The 15,935-nt window shown below is 67.5% G+C and carries 15 protein-coding genes; 8 read left to right on the forward strand and 7 right to left on the reverse strand.

From position 1 onward, the window contains the following. The first annotated feature begins 21 nt into the window (after nt 1–21). Together OZN99_RS00565 and eutC are read left to right on the forward strand one after the other, a co-directional pair. Nucleotides 22–1,383, forward strand: coding sequence for an ethanolamine ammonia-lyase subunit EutB (locus OZN99_RS00565; protein WP_270933210.1), 1,362 nt, complete (start codon nt 22–24; stop codon nt 1,381–1,383). Next, nucleotides 1,380–2,198 carry an ethanolamine ammonia-lyase subunit EutC gene (eutC, locus tag OZN99_RS00570; RefSeq protein WP_270933211.1) on the forward strand — a complete coding sequence of 273 codons (819 nt, stop codon included), beginning with the start codon at nt 1,380–1,382 and terminating at the stop codon, nt 2,196–2,198. Before OZN99_RS00565 ends, eutC begins: the two co-directional genes overlap by 4 nt. Before the next feature lie 69 nt (nt 2,199–2,267). Here eutC and OZN99_RS00575 read toward each other — a convergent pair whose 3' ends face one another. Beyond that, entirely contained in the window at nt 2,268–3,317 is a 1,050-nt protein-coding gene (locus tag OZN99_RS00575) for a LacI family DNA-binding transcriptional regulator (protein ID WP_270933212.1), read from the reverse strand. A gap of 186 nt (nt 3,318–3,503) precedes the next feature. Here OZN99_RS00575 and OZN99_RS00580 point away from each other — a divergent pair, with 186 nt between their 5' ends. From OZN99_RS00580 to OZN99_RS00605, 6 genes are read left to right on the forward strand one after another with little or no spacing between them, the layout of a single operon-like run. Beyond that, a complete protein-coding gene (locus OZN99_RS00580; RefSeq protein WP_270933213.1) occupies nt 3,504–4,562 on the forward strand; it encodes a quinone oxidoreductase family protein in 1,059 nt (352 codons plus the stop codon). A gap of 13 nt (nt 4,563–4,575) precedes the next feature. After that, the gene (locus OZN99_RS00585; RefSeq protein WP_270933214.1) at nt 4,576–5,424 is read left to right on the forward strand and encodes a dioxygenase family protein; all 849 of its coding nucleotides are present in this window, start codon (nt 4,576–4,578) and stop codon (nt 5,422–5,424) included. Then, nucleotides 5,424–5,732, forward strand: coding sequence for a YciI family protein (locus OZN99_RS00590; protein ID WP_270933215.1), 309 nt, complete (start codon nt 5,424–5,426; stop codon nt 5,730–5,732). Before OZN99_RS00585 ends, OZN99_RS00590 begins: the two co-directional genes overlap by 1 nt. Nucleotides 5,733–5,736: 4 nt before the next feature. Continuing rightward, nucleotides 5,737–6,627 carry a BKACE family enzyme gene (locus tag OZN99_RS00595; protein WP_270933216.1) on the forward strand — a complete coding sequence of 297 codons (891 nt, stop codon included), beginning with the start codon at nt 5,737–5,739 and terminating at the stop codon, nt 6,625–6,627. Then, complete coding sequence (locus OZN99_RS00600; RefSeq protein WP_270933217.1) at nt 6,624–7,367, forward strand: SDR family NAD(P)-dependent oxidoreductase; 744 nt, start codon at nt 6,624–6,626, stop codon at nt 7,365–7,367. The genes OZN99_RS00595 and OZN99_RS00600 overlap by 4 nt, the downstream gene beginning before the upstream one ends. A gap of 32 nt (nt 7,368–7,399) precedes the next feature. Next, nucleotides 7,400–8,383 carry a tripartite tricarboxylate transporter substrate-binding protein gene (locus OZN99_RS00605; protein WP_270933218.1) on the forward strand — a complete coding sequence of 328 codons (984 nt, stop codon included), beginning with the start codon at nt 7,400–7,402 and terminating at the stop codon, nt 8,381–8,383. 294 nt (nt 8,384–8,677) lie between these two features. Here OZN99_RS00605 and hemC read toward each other — a convergent pair whose 3' ends face one another. The 6 genes from hemC to OZN99_RS00635 all read right to left on the reverse strand — a co-directional run bounded on the left by hemC (nt 8,678) and on the right by OZN99_RS00635 (nt 15,697). Next, a complete protein-coding gene (gene hemC / locus OZN99_RS00610) occupies nt 8,678–9,712 on the reverse strand; it encodes a hydroxymethylbilane synthase (RefSeq protein ID WP_270933219.1) in 1,035 nt (344 codons plus the stop codon). A 37-nt stretch (nt 9,713–9,749) separates the two neighbouring features. Then, complete coding sequence (locus tag OZN99_RS00615; protein WP_270933220.1) at nt 9,750–10,949, reverse strand: geranylgeranyl diphosphate reductase; 1,200 nt, start codon at nt 10,947–10,949, stop codon at nt 9,750–9,752. 18 nt (nt 10,950–10,967) lie between these two features. Further along, entirely contained in the window at nt 10,968–12,287 is a 1,320-nt protein-coding gene (locus OZN99_RS00620; protein WP_270933221.1) for a BCD family MFS transporter, read from the reverse strand. Next, nucleotides 12,284–13,201, reverse strand: coding sequence for a chlorophyll synthase ChlG (chlG, locus tag OZN99_RS00625; RefSeq protein WP_270933222.1), 918 nt, complete (start codon nt 13,199–13,201; stop codon nt 12,284–12,286). The genes OZN99_RS00620 and chlG overlap by 4 nt, the downstream gene beginning before the upstream one ends. 8 nt (nt 13,202–13,209) lie before the next feature. Next, a complete protein-coding gene (gene ppsR / locus OZN99_RS00630) occupies nt 13,210–14,637 on the reverse strand; it encodes a transcriptional regulator PpsR (RefSeq protein WP_270933223.1) in 1,428 nt (475 codons plus the stop codon). 100 nt (nt 14,638–14,737) lie between these two features. After that, entirely contained in the window at nt 14,738–15,697 is a 960-nt protein-coding gene (locus tag OZN99_RS00635) for a cobalamin B12-binding domain-containing protein (RefSeq protein WP_270933224.1), read from the reverse strand. Between the last annotated feature and the right edge of the window lie 238 nt (nt 15,698–15,935).

Below are 15,935 nucleotides of genomic sequence, written 5' to 3' on the forward strand. Positions count from 1 at the left end.
CGCCATGACAGGAGGTCCGGCATGGGGTTTGCGCATACCGTCGGTGGCACCCGCTACGTGTTCGACGACCTCCGCACGCTGCTGGCACGTGCCACGCCGGCGCGCTCGGGCGATCTTCTCGCCGGGGTGGCCGCAGCCTCGTCCGCCGAGCGCGTCGCGGCGCAGCGTGCCCTGGCCGACCTGCCGCTGGGCCACTTCCTGGACGAGTCGGTGATCCCCTACGAGGCCGACGAGGTGACCCGACTGATCGTCGATTCGCACGATCCCCGGGCCTTTGCGCCGGTGCGCCACCTGACGGTCGGCGGGTTCCGGGACTGGCTGCTGGCCGATGCGGACGGCGCGGTACTGTCCGCACTCGCTCCGGGGCTGACGCCGGAGATGGTTGCCGCCGTCAGCAAGATCTGCCGGGTGCAGGATCTCGTCGCGATTGCCGCCAAGTGCCGCGTGGTCACGCGGTTCCGGAACACGCTCGGCCTGCCGGGCACGCTCTCGATACGGCTGCAGCCGAACGACCCGGTTGACGACCCGAAGGGCGTTGCCGCGCAGATCCTGGACGGCCTGCTGCTGGGCGCTGGAGACGCTGTGATCGGCGTGAACCCTGCGACCGACAGCCCCGACAACATCTGCCGGCTGCTGACCATGCTCGATGCGCTGCGTGAGCGCTTCGCCATCCCGACGCAGTCCTGCGTGCTGGCCCATGTCACGACAACCCTGCTCGCCATCGAGCGCGGCGCGCCGGTGGACATCGTCTTCCAGTCCATCGGCGGCACGGAGGGCGTGAACCGCAGCTTCGGTGTCTCCCTCGACCTGCTGCGGGAAGCGCGCGAGGCGGCGCTTGGCCTACGCCGCGGAACGCTGGGCGACAACGTCATGTATTTCGAGACCGGGCAGGGCAGCGCGCTCTCGGCGGAGGCTCATCACGGCTGCGACCAGCAGACGCTGGAGGCCCGCGCCTATGCCGTGGCCCGGGCCTTCGCGCCGCTTCTGGTCAACAGCGTCGTGGGCTTCATCGGTCCCGAATACCTGTTCGACGGCAAGCAGATCCTGCGGGCGGGGCTGGAGGACCACTTCTGCGGCAAGCTGCTCGGCCTGCCGATGGGCGTGGACGTCTGCTACACGAACCACGCCGAAGCGGACCAGGACGACATGGACGCGCTGCTAACGCTGCTCGGCGTCGCCGGCGTAACCTATGTGATGGGCGTGCCGGGCGCCGACGACGTGATGCTGGCCTACCAGTCCACCTCCTTCCACGACGGCCTCTATGCCCGTGCCGTCCTCGGCAAGCGGCCCGCGCCGGAGTTCGCCGCCTGGTTGGACGCCATGGGCATCGCGCGGCGCACGCCAGAGCAGTTGCCGGCGGTCATGGCGCCGGTGCTTGCATGAGCGGCGGGGCCGACGAACCTGGTTCAGGCCGCGCCGAGGTCGGGCCACCGCTGCTCTGGCGCGATCTCCGGCGCTTCACCACTGCCCGAGTCGGCCTCGGGCGGGTCGGGCATGCCCAGCCCACGTCGGCGCATCTGGATTTCCAGGAAGCGCATGCGCGGGCGCGAGACGCTGTCTGGTCGGCGCTCGACAGCACCGCCCTGGCTTCATCCCTGGAGGCCTTCGGGGTCGCCACACGGCAGGTGGCGAGCGAGGCGGCGGATCGCCGGACCTATCTGCTGCGCCCCGACCTCGGCCGGCGCCTCGCGGCGGCCGACCGTGAGGTGCTCGCGGCCGATTCACGCCCGGGCTGCCTTGCTCTGGTGGTAGCGGATGGCCTCTGCGCCAGCGGCGTGCAGACCCAGGCCGCCGAACTGGTCGCGCACCTCCTTCCGGCGCTTGGGGCCTCTGGCTGGGATCTGGCGCCCGTCGTGTTGGCAAGCCAAGCGCGGGTCGCGCTCGGCGACGACGTGGGCGAGGTGCTCGGGGCGGTCGCCGTGGCTGTGATGATCGGCGAGCGGCCGGGCCTCTCCGCTATCGACAGCGTGGGGATCTACCTGACCTGGGCGCCGCACCGCGGCAGAACGGATGCCGAGCGCAACTGCATCAGCAACATCCGCCCGGCCGGCCTCCGACCCGCCGATGCTGCCCGGAAACTGCTTTGGCTGCTGGCGGCGGCACGACGGCTCGGTGCGACGGGCGTGGCGCTAAAGGACGACGAAAGTGTTGCCCTCGAGGGGACTGCCTCTCCGACGATCGATGCGATGCAGCGATAACGCCAAGAGCGAAACACAACCTTAGATTGTGTTTTTGCGCGGACGACACAACTTCCGGCTTGGCGCTGTCTACGCTTCCGGCGCCGCTGTGCTGTGCCGGACAACCAGCTTCGGCTGCAGCAGGATGTCCGTCCGGGATGTCGCCGGCTCCGTGATCGCCGCGAGCAGCAAGCCGGCGGCCCGTCCGCCCATCTCGGCATGCTGGATGCGAATGGTCGTCAGGGGGGGGCTGATCCGGTCCACGAAGGGCATGTCATTGAAGCCTGTGACGGAGACATCAGGGCCGACGCGTAGGCCAGCCGCCCCAAGAGCATCATAGGCGCCAAGAGCAAGCAGGTCGTTTGCCACGGCCACGGCGGTGAAGCCGCCGAGCTCGAGCAGGCGTTCCATCGCGCATCTGCCAGCCTCGATTGTGTAGGCGTCCGCGGCCATGATCGGCATGAGGTCCGGATCGAGCCCGGCCGCGCGGACTGCGCTGCGGAAGCCGCTGCGGCGGTCAACCGCGGTCGAGATGCCCGACGGCCCCGCCAGATGCGCGATGCGGCGGTGGCCAAGCGCAACCAGGTGCTCTACTGCCAGGGCCATGCCGTGCCGGTCGTCGTTCGTCACGGCAGAGAATTCGGCGCCAGGCAGGCGGCGATTGATAAGCACCGTTGGAATTCGCCGGCGCCTGCAGAGGTCAACGGCCTGGCTGCCCTTGGCGGCCGAGGCGAGCATCAGCCCGTCCACCAGATGGCCCGCCATGCGTTCGATCATCATCGCTTCGCGGTCCGGGTCGTTGTCGGTGTTGGCGACCAGCGTCGCGTAGCCCGCTTCGGCCAGTCGGACCTCCGCGGCATGAACGATGGGTGGGAACACAGGGTTCACGAGGTCTGGCACCAGGATGCCGATGGTACGGGACCGGCGCGTGCGCAAACCGGCCGCCAGCATGGAAGGGCGCCAACCCAGCTGTTCCGCGGCCTCCGCGACGCGTACCGCGACCGCGTCCGTGACCATGGCACGCGTATCCGGATTCAGTGCGCGGGACACCGTCGAGGGATGGACGCCTGCCGCCCGCGCGACGTCGGCGATCGTGGCGCGGGGCGGCTCAACGGACAGGGCGGGCGGGCGGCGTGGCATCGGGCCTGTCACCTTAACCGCAGATCGCCGTTCCTGTGCATGCCGCCTCGAGCATGCGGGTTGGGACGCAACGGGACGATGCGCGCGGGCACGTCGGCAGCTCGCGACGGCGCCTCGACCGTGCGCTGGCGCGCTTCTGCAATCGTTTGCAGAATTCGCTTGACCGGGTGGCCTGGAGGCGCCTAGGTGGCGTCCAAGACGCCGGAGCAACGTCCAGCCATGACAGATGCCGCCATGTCCAACGCTGTCTCCGCCTGGCCGACCGAGGCGCTGGCGCTGCGCTTCTCGGCGTTCGGCGGCCCCGACGTGTTGTCGGTGAGCCGTCTGCAGGTGCTGGCGCCGGAGCCCGGCGAGGCGCTGGTCGCGGTGCGCGCCGCCTCGATCAATCCGTCCGACGTGAAGAATGTCGCCGGCCGGATGAAGCAGACCGTACCGCCGCGAACCCCGGGCCGCGACTTTGCCGGGGTCGTCGTGGCAGGTCCGCCCGAATGGCTCGGTGTCGAGGTCTGGGGCACTGGCGGGGACGTCGGATTTACGCGCGACGGCAGCCATGCCGCGTTCCTGCGGCTGCCCGTCGCTGCCTTGTCCCGCAAGCCGGCAAACCTGTCCTTCGCCGCCGCCGCAGCCGTCGGCGTCAACTACGTGACGGCGCTGATCGGCCTCGACTACGCGGGCCTGGCCAATGGCGAGACCCTGCTGGTGATCGGCGCCACAGGGGGCGTCGGTGGCGCAGCCTGCGGCATCGCGGCCGCCCGCGGCGCGCGCGTCATCGCGGCGAGCCGCGGCGCGCCTGATGCGGCGTCTCCGGCATGTCGCGCCACGCGCGAGTTCGTCGATCTCGACGCAGGGGACCTGGCTGCTGCGGTCGCCGATCTCACCGGCGGGCGCGGTGTCGATGTGGTTTACGACTGCGTCGGTCGTCCCGACCTGACCGAGGCCGCCGTTGCCAGCCTGGGCTTCCGCGGCCGCCTCATCGCGATCGCCGGCACGCCGGGGGAGCATGTACGCCTGGAACTGATCCCCTTCTATCGGCGTGAATGCCGGCTGCTGGGCGTGGACAGCCTGAAGCGGAAGGCCACCGATTGCGCGCCGATGATGGACACGTTGCGCGATGGCTTTGAGTCCGGCGCCTATCCTGCCCCGGCCATTGCGGCCAGCTACCCGCTGGAGCGCGGGGCAGAGGGCTATGCCGCGGTCGCGCGCGGCACCCGTGGACGCATCGTCCTGACGATGCACGAAGGCTGAGGAGGACATCGCCATGGCTGACGGCCACGTCACCTACACGAGCGAAAACCTTACCGAGGCGGTGCTGGAGCGCATCCGCCCGGATGCGGACCCGCGCATCCAGAAGGTGATGACGGCGCTGATCCGTCACGTCCACGACTTCGTCCGGGAGGTCGAGCTGACTCCGGAGGAATGGGAGCAGGGTGTGGCCTTTCTCTCCGAGCTCGGCCGTTGGTGCGACGACAAGCGGCAGGAAGTGATCCTGCTGTCGGACATCCTCGGTGTGTCGATGCTCGTCGATGCCATCGCCCATCGCACGCATGCCAGCGTCAGCGAGACGACGGTGCTTGGGCCCTTCCATCGCGAGAATCCGCCGCCGATGGTCAACGGGCAGAACATGTCGCCAGGTGTCGAGGGCGAGCCGCTCGAGGTCGAAGTCAGGATCTGTGACGAGGCGGGCAATCCACTGGAAGGCGCGCAAGTTGATGCCTGGCACACCTCGCCTGAGGGCTACTACGACAGCCAGCTGGGCGACGCGCACAACATGCGCGGGCGCTTCGTGACCGGGAAGGACGGCATCGTCGCGTTCCCGACCGTGATGCCCGCCAGCTATCCGGTTCCGCATGACGGTCCTGTCGGCCGCGTGCTGGCCGCCATGGGCCGTGGCCCGATGCGCCCGACCCATGTCCACTTCTGGATCAAGAAGCCGGGCTACCGCGACCTGATCACGCACATCTTCCGCGACGGCGACCCGTATCTGCACGAGGACGCGGTGTTCGGCGTGAAGGCGAGCCTCGTTACCGACTGGGATGCGCCGAAGAAGGACGGCAAGCCCGCCAGGCTGACCTACGAGTTCCGTATCCCCAAGCTGGACAACGCCTGATGCTGTTCCTCATCCACTGCACGCAACGCCCGGACGGCCAGGCCATCCGCGACAAGCACTACGACGCGCATCGCGCCTACCTGCAGAACAGCCCGGTGGACATCAAGCTGGCCGGACCGATGGTGGAGGACGATGGTGGCAAGCGGATCGGATCCGTCTTCATCGTGGACGTGCCCGACCGCGCGGCGGCGGAGGCCTTCTCGGCCGCCGACCCGTTCAGCCAGAACGGCCTGTTCGAGCGCGTGATCATCACGCGCTTCCTCGACATCACGCGTGGCAAGCCGGCCTTCGGGCCGCCGAAGGATTAAGCGCATGCGCCGGAAATACATCCTCACCTGCGCGGTGACCGGGAACATCACGACGCCCGAGCAGACGCCGTATCTGCCGATCACGCCGGAGCAGATCGCCAATGCGGCGATCGACGCCGCAAAGGCGGGCGCGGCCGTCGCCCACATCCATGTGCGCGATCCCGAGACGGGCAGGCCGAGCATGTCGCTCGACCTCTACAAGGACGTGATGGACCGCGTCCGCAGCAGCGGTACCGACGTGGTGATCAACTTCACCACCGGGCCTGGCGGCCGCTTCGTGCCGGATCGCGAGAACCCGCGAAACGCTGCGCCCGGCAGCACGCTGCTTCCGCCGGACAAGCGCGTCGAGCACATCGTCGCGCTGAAGCCGGAGATCGCGACGCTGGACCTGAACACGATGTGGTCGGGTTCGGCTGTCGTCATCAACGCACCCTGGTCGGTGACGCGCATGGCGGAGCTCATCTACGCCGCAGGTGCAATCCCCGAGCTCGAGGTCTTCGACTCCGGCGACATCGGATTGGCGAAGCACCTGATGGCAGAGGGTGTGCTGAAGGGCCCCTGCCTGTTCCAGGTCTGCATGGGGATCCGCTGGGGCTTCGATTGGAACCCGGAGACCCTGAACTACGCGAAGTCCATCCTGCCCGCCGGCAGCCCCTGGGCCGCCTTCGCCATCGGGCGCATGGAATTCCCGATGCTCGTGCAGGCCTGGCTGCTCGGCGGCCATGTGCGGGTGGGGCTGGAGGACAACATCTACCTCAACAAGGGCGAACTCGCGACGAGCAACACCGTGCTGGTCGAGCGCGCGGTGCGCATCCTGCGCGAGTTCGGCGCTGAGCCCATGACGGCGGCGGAAGCGCGCGCCGAACTGGCGCAGGTAGGCGGGTGGAGCCGATGACCCGTGGCGTCCTGGTCGTCACCGGGGCAGGCCGCGGCATCGGTGCGGCCATCGCCAAGGCGGCCGCCGCAGATGGCTGGTACGTCGCGGTGAACTTTGCGCGCGACGCCGACAGCGCGGCTCGGACCGTCGCCGCCATTGAAGCGGTCGGCGGCAGGGCGAAGGCGATCCAGGCCGACGTCACGACGGAGCAGGGAATCGTCGCCCTCTTCCAGGCTGCCGATGCCATGGGGCCTGTACGGGGTCTCGTGAACAATGCGGGCGGCAGCGCGGAAGCGAGGATCTCCGACATCACGCAGGCCGACTATGACCGCATGATGGACGGCAATCTGCGCACGACCGTGTTCTGCTCGCGCGAGGCCGTACGCCGCATGGCGACCGACCGTGGTGGCGAAGGCGGAGTGATCGTGAACATCGGCAGCCGCGCCAGCGTGCTGGGTGGGCAGCCCGGACGCGTAATGTATGCCGCGGCCAAGGGTGCGGTGGACGGCTTCTCGGTTGGGCTTGCCAACGAAGTTGGCAAGCTCGGCATCCGGGTGTGCTGCATCCGGCCCGGCGTGATCCGCACGGAGAGTCACGAAGCGCGCGCGGGCGCCGATCGGCTGCGCCAGATCACTGCGCCCATCGCGCTCGGCCGTCCGGGCGAGCCGGAAGAGGTTGCGGCGGTTGCGGTATTCCTGCTCTCGCCTGCCGCGTCCTACATGACAGGGGCACTGGTCGATATCGGCGGCGGGCGCTAGGACCCCAGCAAGACAACGGAGGAGAGCGATCCATGCGGTTTGTTCGTCGCGCGCTGCTTGCGGCTGCGCTTTCGGTGCCTTACCTCGCGGCCGGAGCCGCGGCTGCGCAGGGCTTTCCGACCCAGCCGATCACCATGATCATCCCCTTCGCGCCGGGCGGGCCGACCGATGTTGTTGGACGCATGCTGGGCGAGGTGATGAGCCGCGAACTCGGCCAGCCTGTCCTGGTCCAGAATGTCGGCGGCGGCGGCGGCACCATCGGTGTGAACCGCGTGGTCCAGGCCCGCAACGACGGGCATACCATCCTCTACACCAATATCGGCATCGCGACGCAGCCGACCCTGTACAGGCGGCTGCCCTACAATCCACTGACCGACCTTGAGACAATCGGGTTGGTGACGCCGACGCCGATGGTGATTTCCCTGCGGCCCAACTTCCCGGGTACGACGCTGGCGGATTTCATCGCCTATGCGCGGCAGCGCCGCGATGGCGTGAACCTGGCCAATGCCGGCCTCGGTTCGGCAAGCCAGCTGTGCGGGACGCTGCTGCAGGCCGCTCTCGGGATCAACTTCACGACGGTGTCCTACACCGGATCCGGCCCGATCTTTCCCGAGTTGATGGCCGGCCGCATCGACGTCTACTGCGATCAGACGACGTCCTCCCTGCCGTTCGTTCGGGACAATCGTATCCGCGGCGTCGCGATGGCCACGGCCTCCCGCCTGCCACAGGCGTCCGAGATCCCCACTGCCGCCGAAGCGGGCCTTCCGAACTTCGAGGTCAGCATCTGGCACGGGTTCTACGCGCCGCGCGGCACCCCGCGGCCGGTGATTGACCGACTCAACGCTGCCCTGCGGGTGGCCATTCAGGATCCAGCCGTCGTCGCCCGTCTGAACGATCTGGCCAGCCCGCCCGAGCCGCTGGACCGCGTGACGCCCGAAGCTCATCGCGCCTTCCTGGAGGCCGAGATCAACCGCTGGCGGCCCATTCTGCAGGCCGCGGGGCAGTTTGCGGACTGACCGCTGGTCCGAACCGTCGGAGCACACCCACCGCGGACAGGGAGGTTTGCAGCGGAGACGTGCTCCGCGTCCTCGCTACGGATCAATGGTAGCCCTGTGCGGCCTTGATCGCAGGCAGGCCTGACCGGGCGATCGCCTGCGGCCAAGGCGGTCCGGCGGCGGACACGGCATGGTCGGGCAAGGCGGGGTCGTCAGGCGCCCACGCCCTACCGCGTCCACGCCACGGCGACACTAGGCCACCTCACGTGAACGTTGTAGGGCTGCGCCGCTGGTGGACCAAGCATCGCCTACGTTTCAGCCGAATACGTCCGCGGGAGAATCCGACCGCAGACTGGCACCAAGCTCCTGCCCCAGCCGCGCGGCATCAGCCGCGCTTCCGCACAGGCGGCGCTTGAGCAGGAAGGAGCCGTCCGCGCGTGCGACGAGACCGGTCAGTTCCAGGCTGCCATCTCGCTGAAGTCGTGCATGGCCACCGATCGGCGTACGGCAGGACCCGTCCAGTTCGGCCAGCAGCATACGCTCAGCCCGGCTAGTGACTGCAGATTCCCGGTCGTCGATTGCTGAGAGGAGTTCGCGCAGCTCGACGTCATCTGCGCGTACCGTAACGCCCACGATCCCCTGGCATGCAGCCGGAACCATCGTATCTGGGTCCAGCACCAGGCCGACCTCATGCTCCAGTTCCAAGCGCCGCAGGCCAGCCAAGGCGAGCAAAGATGCTTGTGGCCCGTCCACCGCACGGACCTTCGCCAGACGCGAGCCCACATTGCCGCGGATGATCTCGACCTGCAGGTCCGGGCGCGCGTGCAGAAGCTGGCTCTGCCGCCGCACCGAAGCCGTGCCGACAAGGGCGCCTCGCGGGAGGCAAGCGTACGGATCGGTGTTCTCCGGCGCACCGCAATCCGGGCCCAGGATGATTGCGTCGCGCGCGTCTTCACGACGGAGCGTGCAGGCGAGGACGATACCAGGCGGGAGCTCGGTCTCGAGGTCCTTGAGACTGTGCACGGCGAAGTCCACGCGCCCATCCGCCAATGCCTCATGGATCTCCTTGGCGAACAGCCCCTTCCCACCAATGTCGGCGAGCCGCTTGTCCTGGATCCGATCCCCCGCCGTGGAGATCACATGCTCCTCGAACGCGTTGACCTCCCGGAGCAGCGGACAGACTCGCGTGATCAGCGACAGGAAGTGCCGTGTTTGCCAGAGTGCCAGGGGGGACCCGCGGGTGCCGACCTTCAGCGGCAGAGCACGCGACGTGCCGCGCCGGTGCGGGCTGCCAGCGTAGCCCGTGGCCCGCAGGTCATGTAGCGGCGAGTCAAGGGAAGAAAGCTTCATTGGGCGTAAGCTCCGCGACGGTTGGCGCAGGGGGACGTCATGCCCGTGCAAAGCCGAACAGGTGCGCCAAATCCTTGAAGAAGATCCGCACATGCGCCAGCGGATCGCGGCGCACGAGTTCCTTGTTCATGTAACTCTGCCAGGTCAGGCGCTGCACATCCTTGTCCTCGCAGATCTTCACGAATTTCTCGCGCCGCTTGTCGGACGAGTACCAGAAGTACTGCATGATCCCGAGGATCCAGAAGACACGGCCGTGCTGCTTCATGAAGCGCTTCCGGGCCAGGGCGAGGGACGCGGGATTCCCGGTGGCGTAGAATGCCTCCGCGGCCTCTGCTGCCAGCCGCCCGCCGAGCATCGCGTAGTAGATCCCCTCGCCCGAGGCAGGCGCCACGACGCCTGCCGCGTCGCCAGCAAGCAGGACGTCGCGTCCGTTGTCCCACTTCTTCAACGGCTTCAGCGGTATCGGCGCGCCCTCGTGCCGGATGGTACGAACGCGGTCGAACCCGGTCGCCTTGCGCAATTCTGCTACGGAACCCCGCAGTGAGAAACCCTTCTGCATCGAGCCAGTCCCGATGCTGACCGTATCTCCGTGCGGAAAGATCCAGGCGTAGAAGTCCGGCGAGAGCTTTCCCTGATAGTACACGTCGCAGCGCTGGTCGTCGTACTTCGGGACCTGACCTCGCGGTGCCTCGACGATCTCGTGGTATGCGAAGACGCACTTCACATTCTCAGCGCCAGGGATGGCTTGACGACCGACTTGGCTGCGCGCGCCATCGGCACCAATGACGAGGCGCGCCCGCACTCTTTGCAGCGGTGCGTCGCTGGAATCGCCTTTGGTCCTGTACTCGACCACCGCCGCACCGTCAGCGTCTCTCGACAGTTGCTCGAAGCTTCCGGTTGCGCGGACAGCGCCGGCCGAAGCAGCACGCTCACGCAGGAACTCATCGAAGACATCGCGATCGACCATACCGACGTAACCGCCGGGGTCGATCGGCATATCGACTTCCTTGTCGGCCGGCGAAACCATGCGTGCCGACGTGATTCGCGCCACCAGAAGGTGTTGGGGAATCTCGAAGTCACGGATCAGTCTGGGCGGAATTGCCCCGCCGCACGGCTTGATGCGACCAGCCTTGTCGAGCAGCAGGACCGACCGCCCGTTGCGTGCTAGGTCGTTCGCTGCCGTGGCTCCCGAGGGACCGCCGCCCACAACAACGACATCGAAGGTTTCGGTCGCCATGTCGTCTGCCCGCCTTCTCTAAGGTGCCGCCGGCGCGGCCCGGCCGAAGCCGGGGCGCCCTGCGCCGGACGCTTGTCCGATGCGCAGTGCCAGCAGCGCCGATGCTAGGAACAACGCCGCATCCACCAGGAACACGACGCTGTAGCCGCCGGTGACGCTTCCCGTGATGAGGCGGCCGACGTCGAGGACGATCGTGCCAAGGAAGCCGCCTACACCGAAGGCGATCGCCTGCGCCGCACCGAACATGCCCATGCGCACGCCTTCGCGGCCCTGACGCCCGTTGCCGACAAGCTGCATCATCGTGGCGATGGCCGCCGCAGCGAAGGCGCCATTCGCGACGCCGAGGGCGAAGAAGGCGCTGCCGAGCGGGAATTCAGACCCAGACATATGGGCGAAGGCCAAGGTGATGAGCACGCCGAATGCCATGAGGCAGCCGCCGACAATCCAGCCACGCAGCACATGTGTGCCGCCCCTTGTCACACTGCCGACGATGGCGATCAGGATCATGCCTGCCAGAACCCCGCCATGCTGGACGGAGGACAGCTGCGTCGACTCCCCGAGGCTCATGCCGAAAACAGCACCCGCAAACGGCTCGAGAATCAGGTCCTGCGCGCTGTAGGCGAGCATCGACACGAACACGAACAGCGTGAAGTGCCTTGCCACCGGCTCATCCCAGACTTCACGCAAGGCGTCCTTGAAACGGGACGGAACGGGCGGTGCGCGGTCGTTGGACGCGGTAGCGCCTTCGACACCGGCAACGGCGAGCACGCTGACGATGAAGGCAATCAGGGCGACGGCGGCTGTGACAGTGACCAGGCGCTCCCCGGAATATGGATCCAGCAATCGTCCGGTGATTGCCGTTGTCACGACAAAGCCGGCAATCATCATGATCCAGACGATAGATGCGGATGCTGGCTTGCGGGCTGGGGCGACCCGGGCCGCGAGGAGCACCAGAAGCGAGGTCCCTGCCGCGCCGACCCCAAGTCCGACCAGAAGAAAGGCGACGACCGCCAGCAGAAGCCCTGGGAGCGGCGCCGTTCCCATCCACGCCGTCGCCGCGGCCGCCAGCACACCGCCCACGCCCAGCACAGCCATCCCACCGATAATCCACGGCGTCCTTCGTCCGCCCTGATCCGAGCCGTGGCCAAGCCTTGGACGCAGCATCTGCACCGCATAGTGCAGGGCTACGAGCGCACCAGGCACGGTCGCCGGCAAGGCATGTTCCACGACCATCACCCGGTTCAGCGCCGCCGTTGTCAGGACGACGACGGCTCCCAGCGCTGTCTGGACCAAACCGAGACGCAAGATGCCAAGCCAGCCAAGCATGCGCTCGCTCATGGTGCGCCTCCCGGAGCAAGGGCAACTGCACTGGCCATCATGCCGGCAACAAAGAGCGTGACCCCGGCGCCGTTGTACCAAGGAGCGAGACCGCGCGGATCGCGCAGCCACTTCTTCATCGACAGCCCCTGCAGCCCCAGGACGACCGCAACGATCAGCGCTGCTGTGGGCATGCCCCAACTCAGCAGCAGCGCGCCGACCACCACCTGGGGGGCCGCCATGACGATGCAGGCCACAATCGCCGCGCGCTCAGGGCCCAGCATGACCGGCAGAGAGTTCACACCGAAGCGCCTGTCACCCTCGATCGACTTGAAGTCGTTCAACGTCATGATGCCGTGCGCCCCAAGACCATACAGAAGGGCGACGACGACGACGCGCGGATCCGGCGCGCTGCCCGAGAGCACGGCGGCCCCTGTGATCCACGGCAGGGCTTCGTAGGAGAGGCCACAAGCAAGGTTTCCCCACCACCCGTTCTGCTTAAGCCGCAACGGCGGAGCGCTGTAGGCCCAGGCGAGGACCACGGCGAGCACTGTCGCTGCAAAGCCCCAGGGGCCCAGAAGCGCGCCAACTGCCAGGGACACAACCGTCCAGCCGATTGCGACGTAGAGCCCCCAGAAACCTGGCATCCGCCCGGAGGGGATCGGCCTCCGCGGCTCGTTGATCGCATCGACATGCCGGTCGAACCAGTCGTTCACGGCCTGGCTCATCCCGCATACGAGTGGCCCGGCCAGCAGAATGCCGAGGAAGGCGATAGGCCAGCGTTCTGCGAGGGAGGCGCCGGACGCGGCGATGCCGCATCCGAAAGCCCACATCGGCGGGAACCAGGTGATCGGCTTCAGAAGTTCGAGCACCACGGCCGGCGTGGGTCGCGCAGCGCTGCCTTCGGGCGTGGCAAGGGGTGCGAAGTTGGCCATGCGACGCCTCAGTCTTCTCCGCCGTCTTCGGCGCCGAGATCGCCCAGACCGTAGCGACGCAGCTTGACGTAGAGACTCTGCCGGCTCAGGCCGAGCATCTCCGCCGCGGATGCACGATTGTCGCCGGTCAGGTCCAGAGCAGCCTCGATGCAGAGACGTTCGATCGCATCGGTCGCCTCGCGGACAAGATCCTTGAGGGGAACGCGGCCGATCAATTCCGTCAGCTGCTCCACAGAGCGGGTTGCCCCATTGCCGGTGCGGGTGGGTGGACGCACCCGCGGGCCGACGTCCCGGATCGAGAAGCCGAAGCATTGCTGGCCGGCGTGCAGAACCGATACGCCGGAGATCTCGACATCGGTCAGCGAGCCAAGCTCGCCACGCAGTGTGCTGCCGTAGAGCCGCACGGCGCCGCGGCTGCGCAGCGTTGCAACAAGGACTTCGAACTCAACGCTTTGCCGCCCCAGCCATCGATCCAGAGGCGCTCCCCGCAACTGGTCCTCAGCCGTGAGCTGAACCATGTCGAGGAAGGCAGAATTCGCCGAGATGATGCCGCCGTCCGCGTCTGTCACGACGAAGGCGTCGGGCACGCCATCCAATACCTTGAGCAGTCTGGCGCGCGAATCGGGAAGGGACTCGGCGTTCTGCGTCGCATCTGCGATCTCGAGCCGCACCAGCAACAGCAGCCCGCCCTCCTGACGGAAGGTGGACGCCGAGACGATGACCTCCGGCCCGTCGTCTGCCAGACGCACCCTCAACTCATCGGCACGGCCCGCGCTCCGAAGTGTCGCAAGCAGCGTCTGCAGTGTCGGCCGATCTTCCGGTGCGAATGCCTCCGGCAAAGGGCGACCGGGCAAGCGGCGTACGCTGCGCATGAACAGCTTCTGCGCCGGCGGGTTCGCCTCAAGCACGCGCAGCGACTCGGCGTCGAGGACCAGCAGCGGGTCCACTGACATCTGGAACAGCAGTCGGTAGCGGGTCTCGGCTTGGCGGAGGCGAGAGTAGTCGCGCTCCATCGACTGCTGGACTTCGACCAGGCGCTGCTGCAGTTGCGACAACGGGCGAAGGTCGCGGCCGAACACCACCCGCCGTCCCGCGCGCCCGAGCGGTGCGACGGAACACAGGATGGGTAGCGATGCACCCTCTAGGGCCACATGGTTGACATGGCGCCAGCGCGGGGCGTCGCTCTGCGCGACGCCAAGAAGTGCCTCGACCTTACTGCGGCTATCGCGGCTGACAGTATCGATCCAAGGACGCCCGACCCAACCGTCAGCGACACTGAGGTCATGGGCAAGTTCGTTGCTGCCGAAGCCGACATCCCGGATGGAGCCTGCCTCGTCAAGCACGAGGGCAAGATCCGCCGATGCGACGACAAGCCCGGCTGCAGCCTCTGCATCGAGGTGTCCAAGCGACGTCTTGGGGGATCTGAACAATTTCACGCGGCATCCTGTCCTTCATGCCGGGGAACCCCTTCCCAAAACCGCCCTCCAGCTCGCCAGTCTCAAACCTCGAAGTCAGCATCATCCGGGGCGGAGGTCCTCAGTCCTCCTGCAGAAGCAATGCAAGCAGCGTCTCCGCCTTCAGCACGGCCTGCTGGCCGTCGCTCGCGGTCGCATCGGCGCCGACAAGTGCAGCCAGCTCAGGACGTTCGGTGAAGACCTGGCCGCCCACAAGCACGCCGAGATGCGGATTGCGTGTGGCACGACGTATGTCGCGGATGAGGCCTGAAAGGGCGTCGAGGCGGCTTTCGCCGGCGAGCGAGAAGCCGACCACGCTGAACCACTGCTTGCGCGCCAGCGCCACGAGCTCGCGCGCCGGTGCACCTGTCGCGCTATGGACGTCCCAGCCCTGCCGCCGAAAGAACTCCCCGACCATGAGAAGGCCGAAGCTGTGCTGCTCGCCAGGCGTGGCGGCAAGGAGAATGCGCCGATCGGCATCTCTCCGGCCGGGCCGGGGGCCGAAGGCATGGCTATTCTCGAGGACAAGCTGCTGAAGGCAGCAGAGACCGACCGTCACGCTCGTGAAATCGCACCGGTCCTCGGACCAGAGATCGCCGAGGTGCCTGGCGACAGGCGCCAGAAGTTCCAGGTAGATCCTCTCCAGCGGTAGCTGCCGGGCATGCATGCTTGTCATGAAGGTCTGCGCCGCGGCGAGATCGCCCTGCATGACAATGGAGGCGAGCGCCTCGACATCGCCAGAACTCGGACCCGATGCAGCCGCCGCATCGGGATGCTCCCAGACTGCCCTTTCGGCACGCGAAAGGAGGAGCCTCGGCAGCACCTGTGCCTCAAGCGTTTTCGCGAGGAGCGAGATCTGGCGTTGCTGAGCGGCGCGCTGACGTGACATGGCCGGCCCGAACGGGGCCTCCATCGCCTCCGGTCTTGCGCGCGCCAATACGCGGCTCGGCATCGGGCCCGGAGGGAGCGCGGCCACATCGTGATGTCCATGTTCGCTCATCTCGACCAGTGGCGCTCCCGCACTCATCGGTTTCGAGGCCATCACCCTCTCCCATCCGCGACTGTCATGTCCCGCGCCGGATCTGTCAATCCCGATTTACGTCAATGACGCTTGACACTCGCTGCGCTCGTTCTCTAGCGTTCACTCCGAGGCGCAGACGGGGAGCGACATGACGGAATACCAAACCCCGGCTCCTGGCTACCGCGGCCGTGCAGTCAGTATGCCGCACCACGACGCCGAACCTGCCTGTGCGTCTGACGTACGGGACAGCGGACTGCGA

It is taken from the genome of Falsiroseomonas oryzae, assembly GCF_027856955.1.
Taxonomy (GTDB): Bacteria; Pseudomonadota; Alphaproteobacteria; order Acetobacterales; family Acetobacteraceae; genus Falsiroseomonas; species Falsiroseomonas oryzae.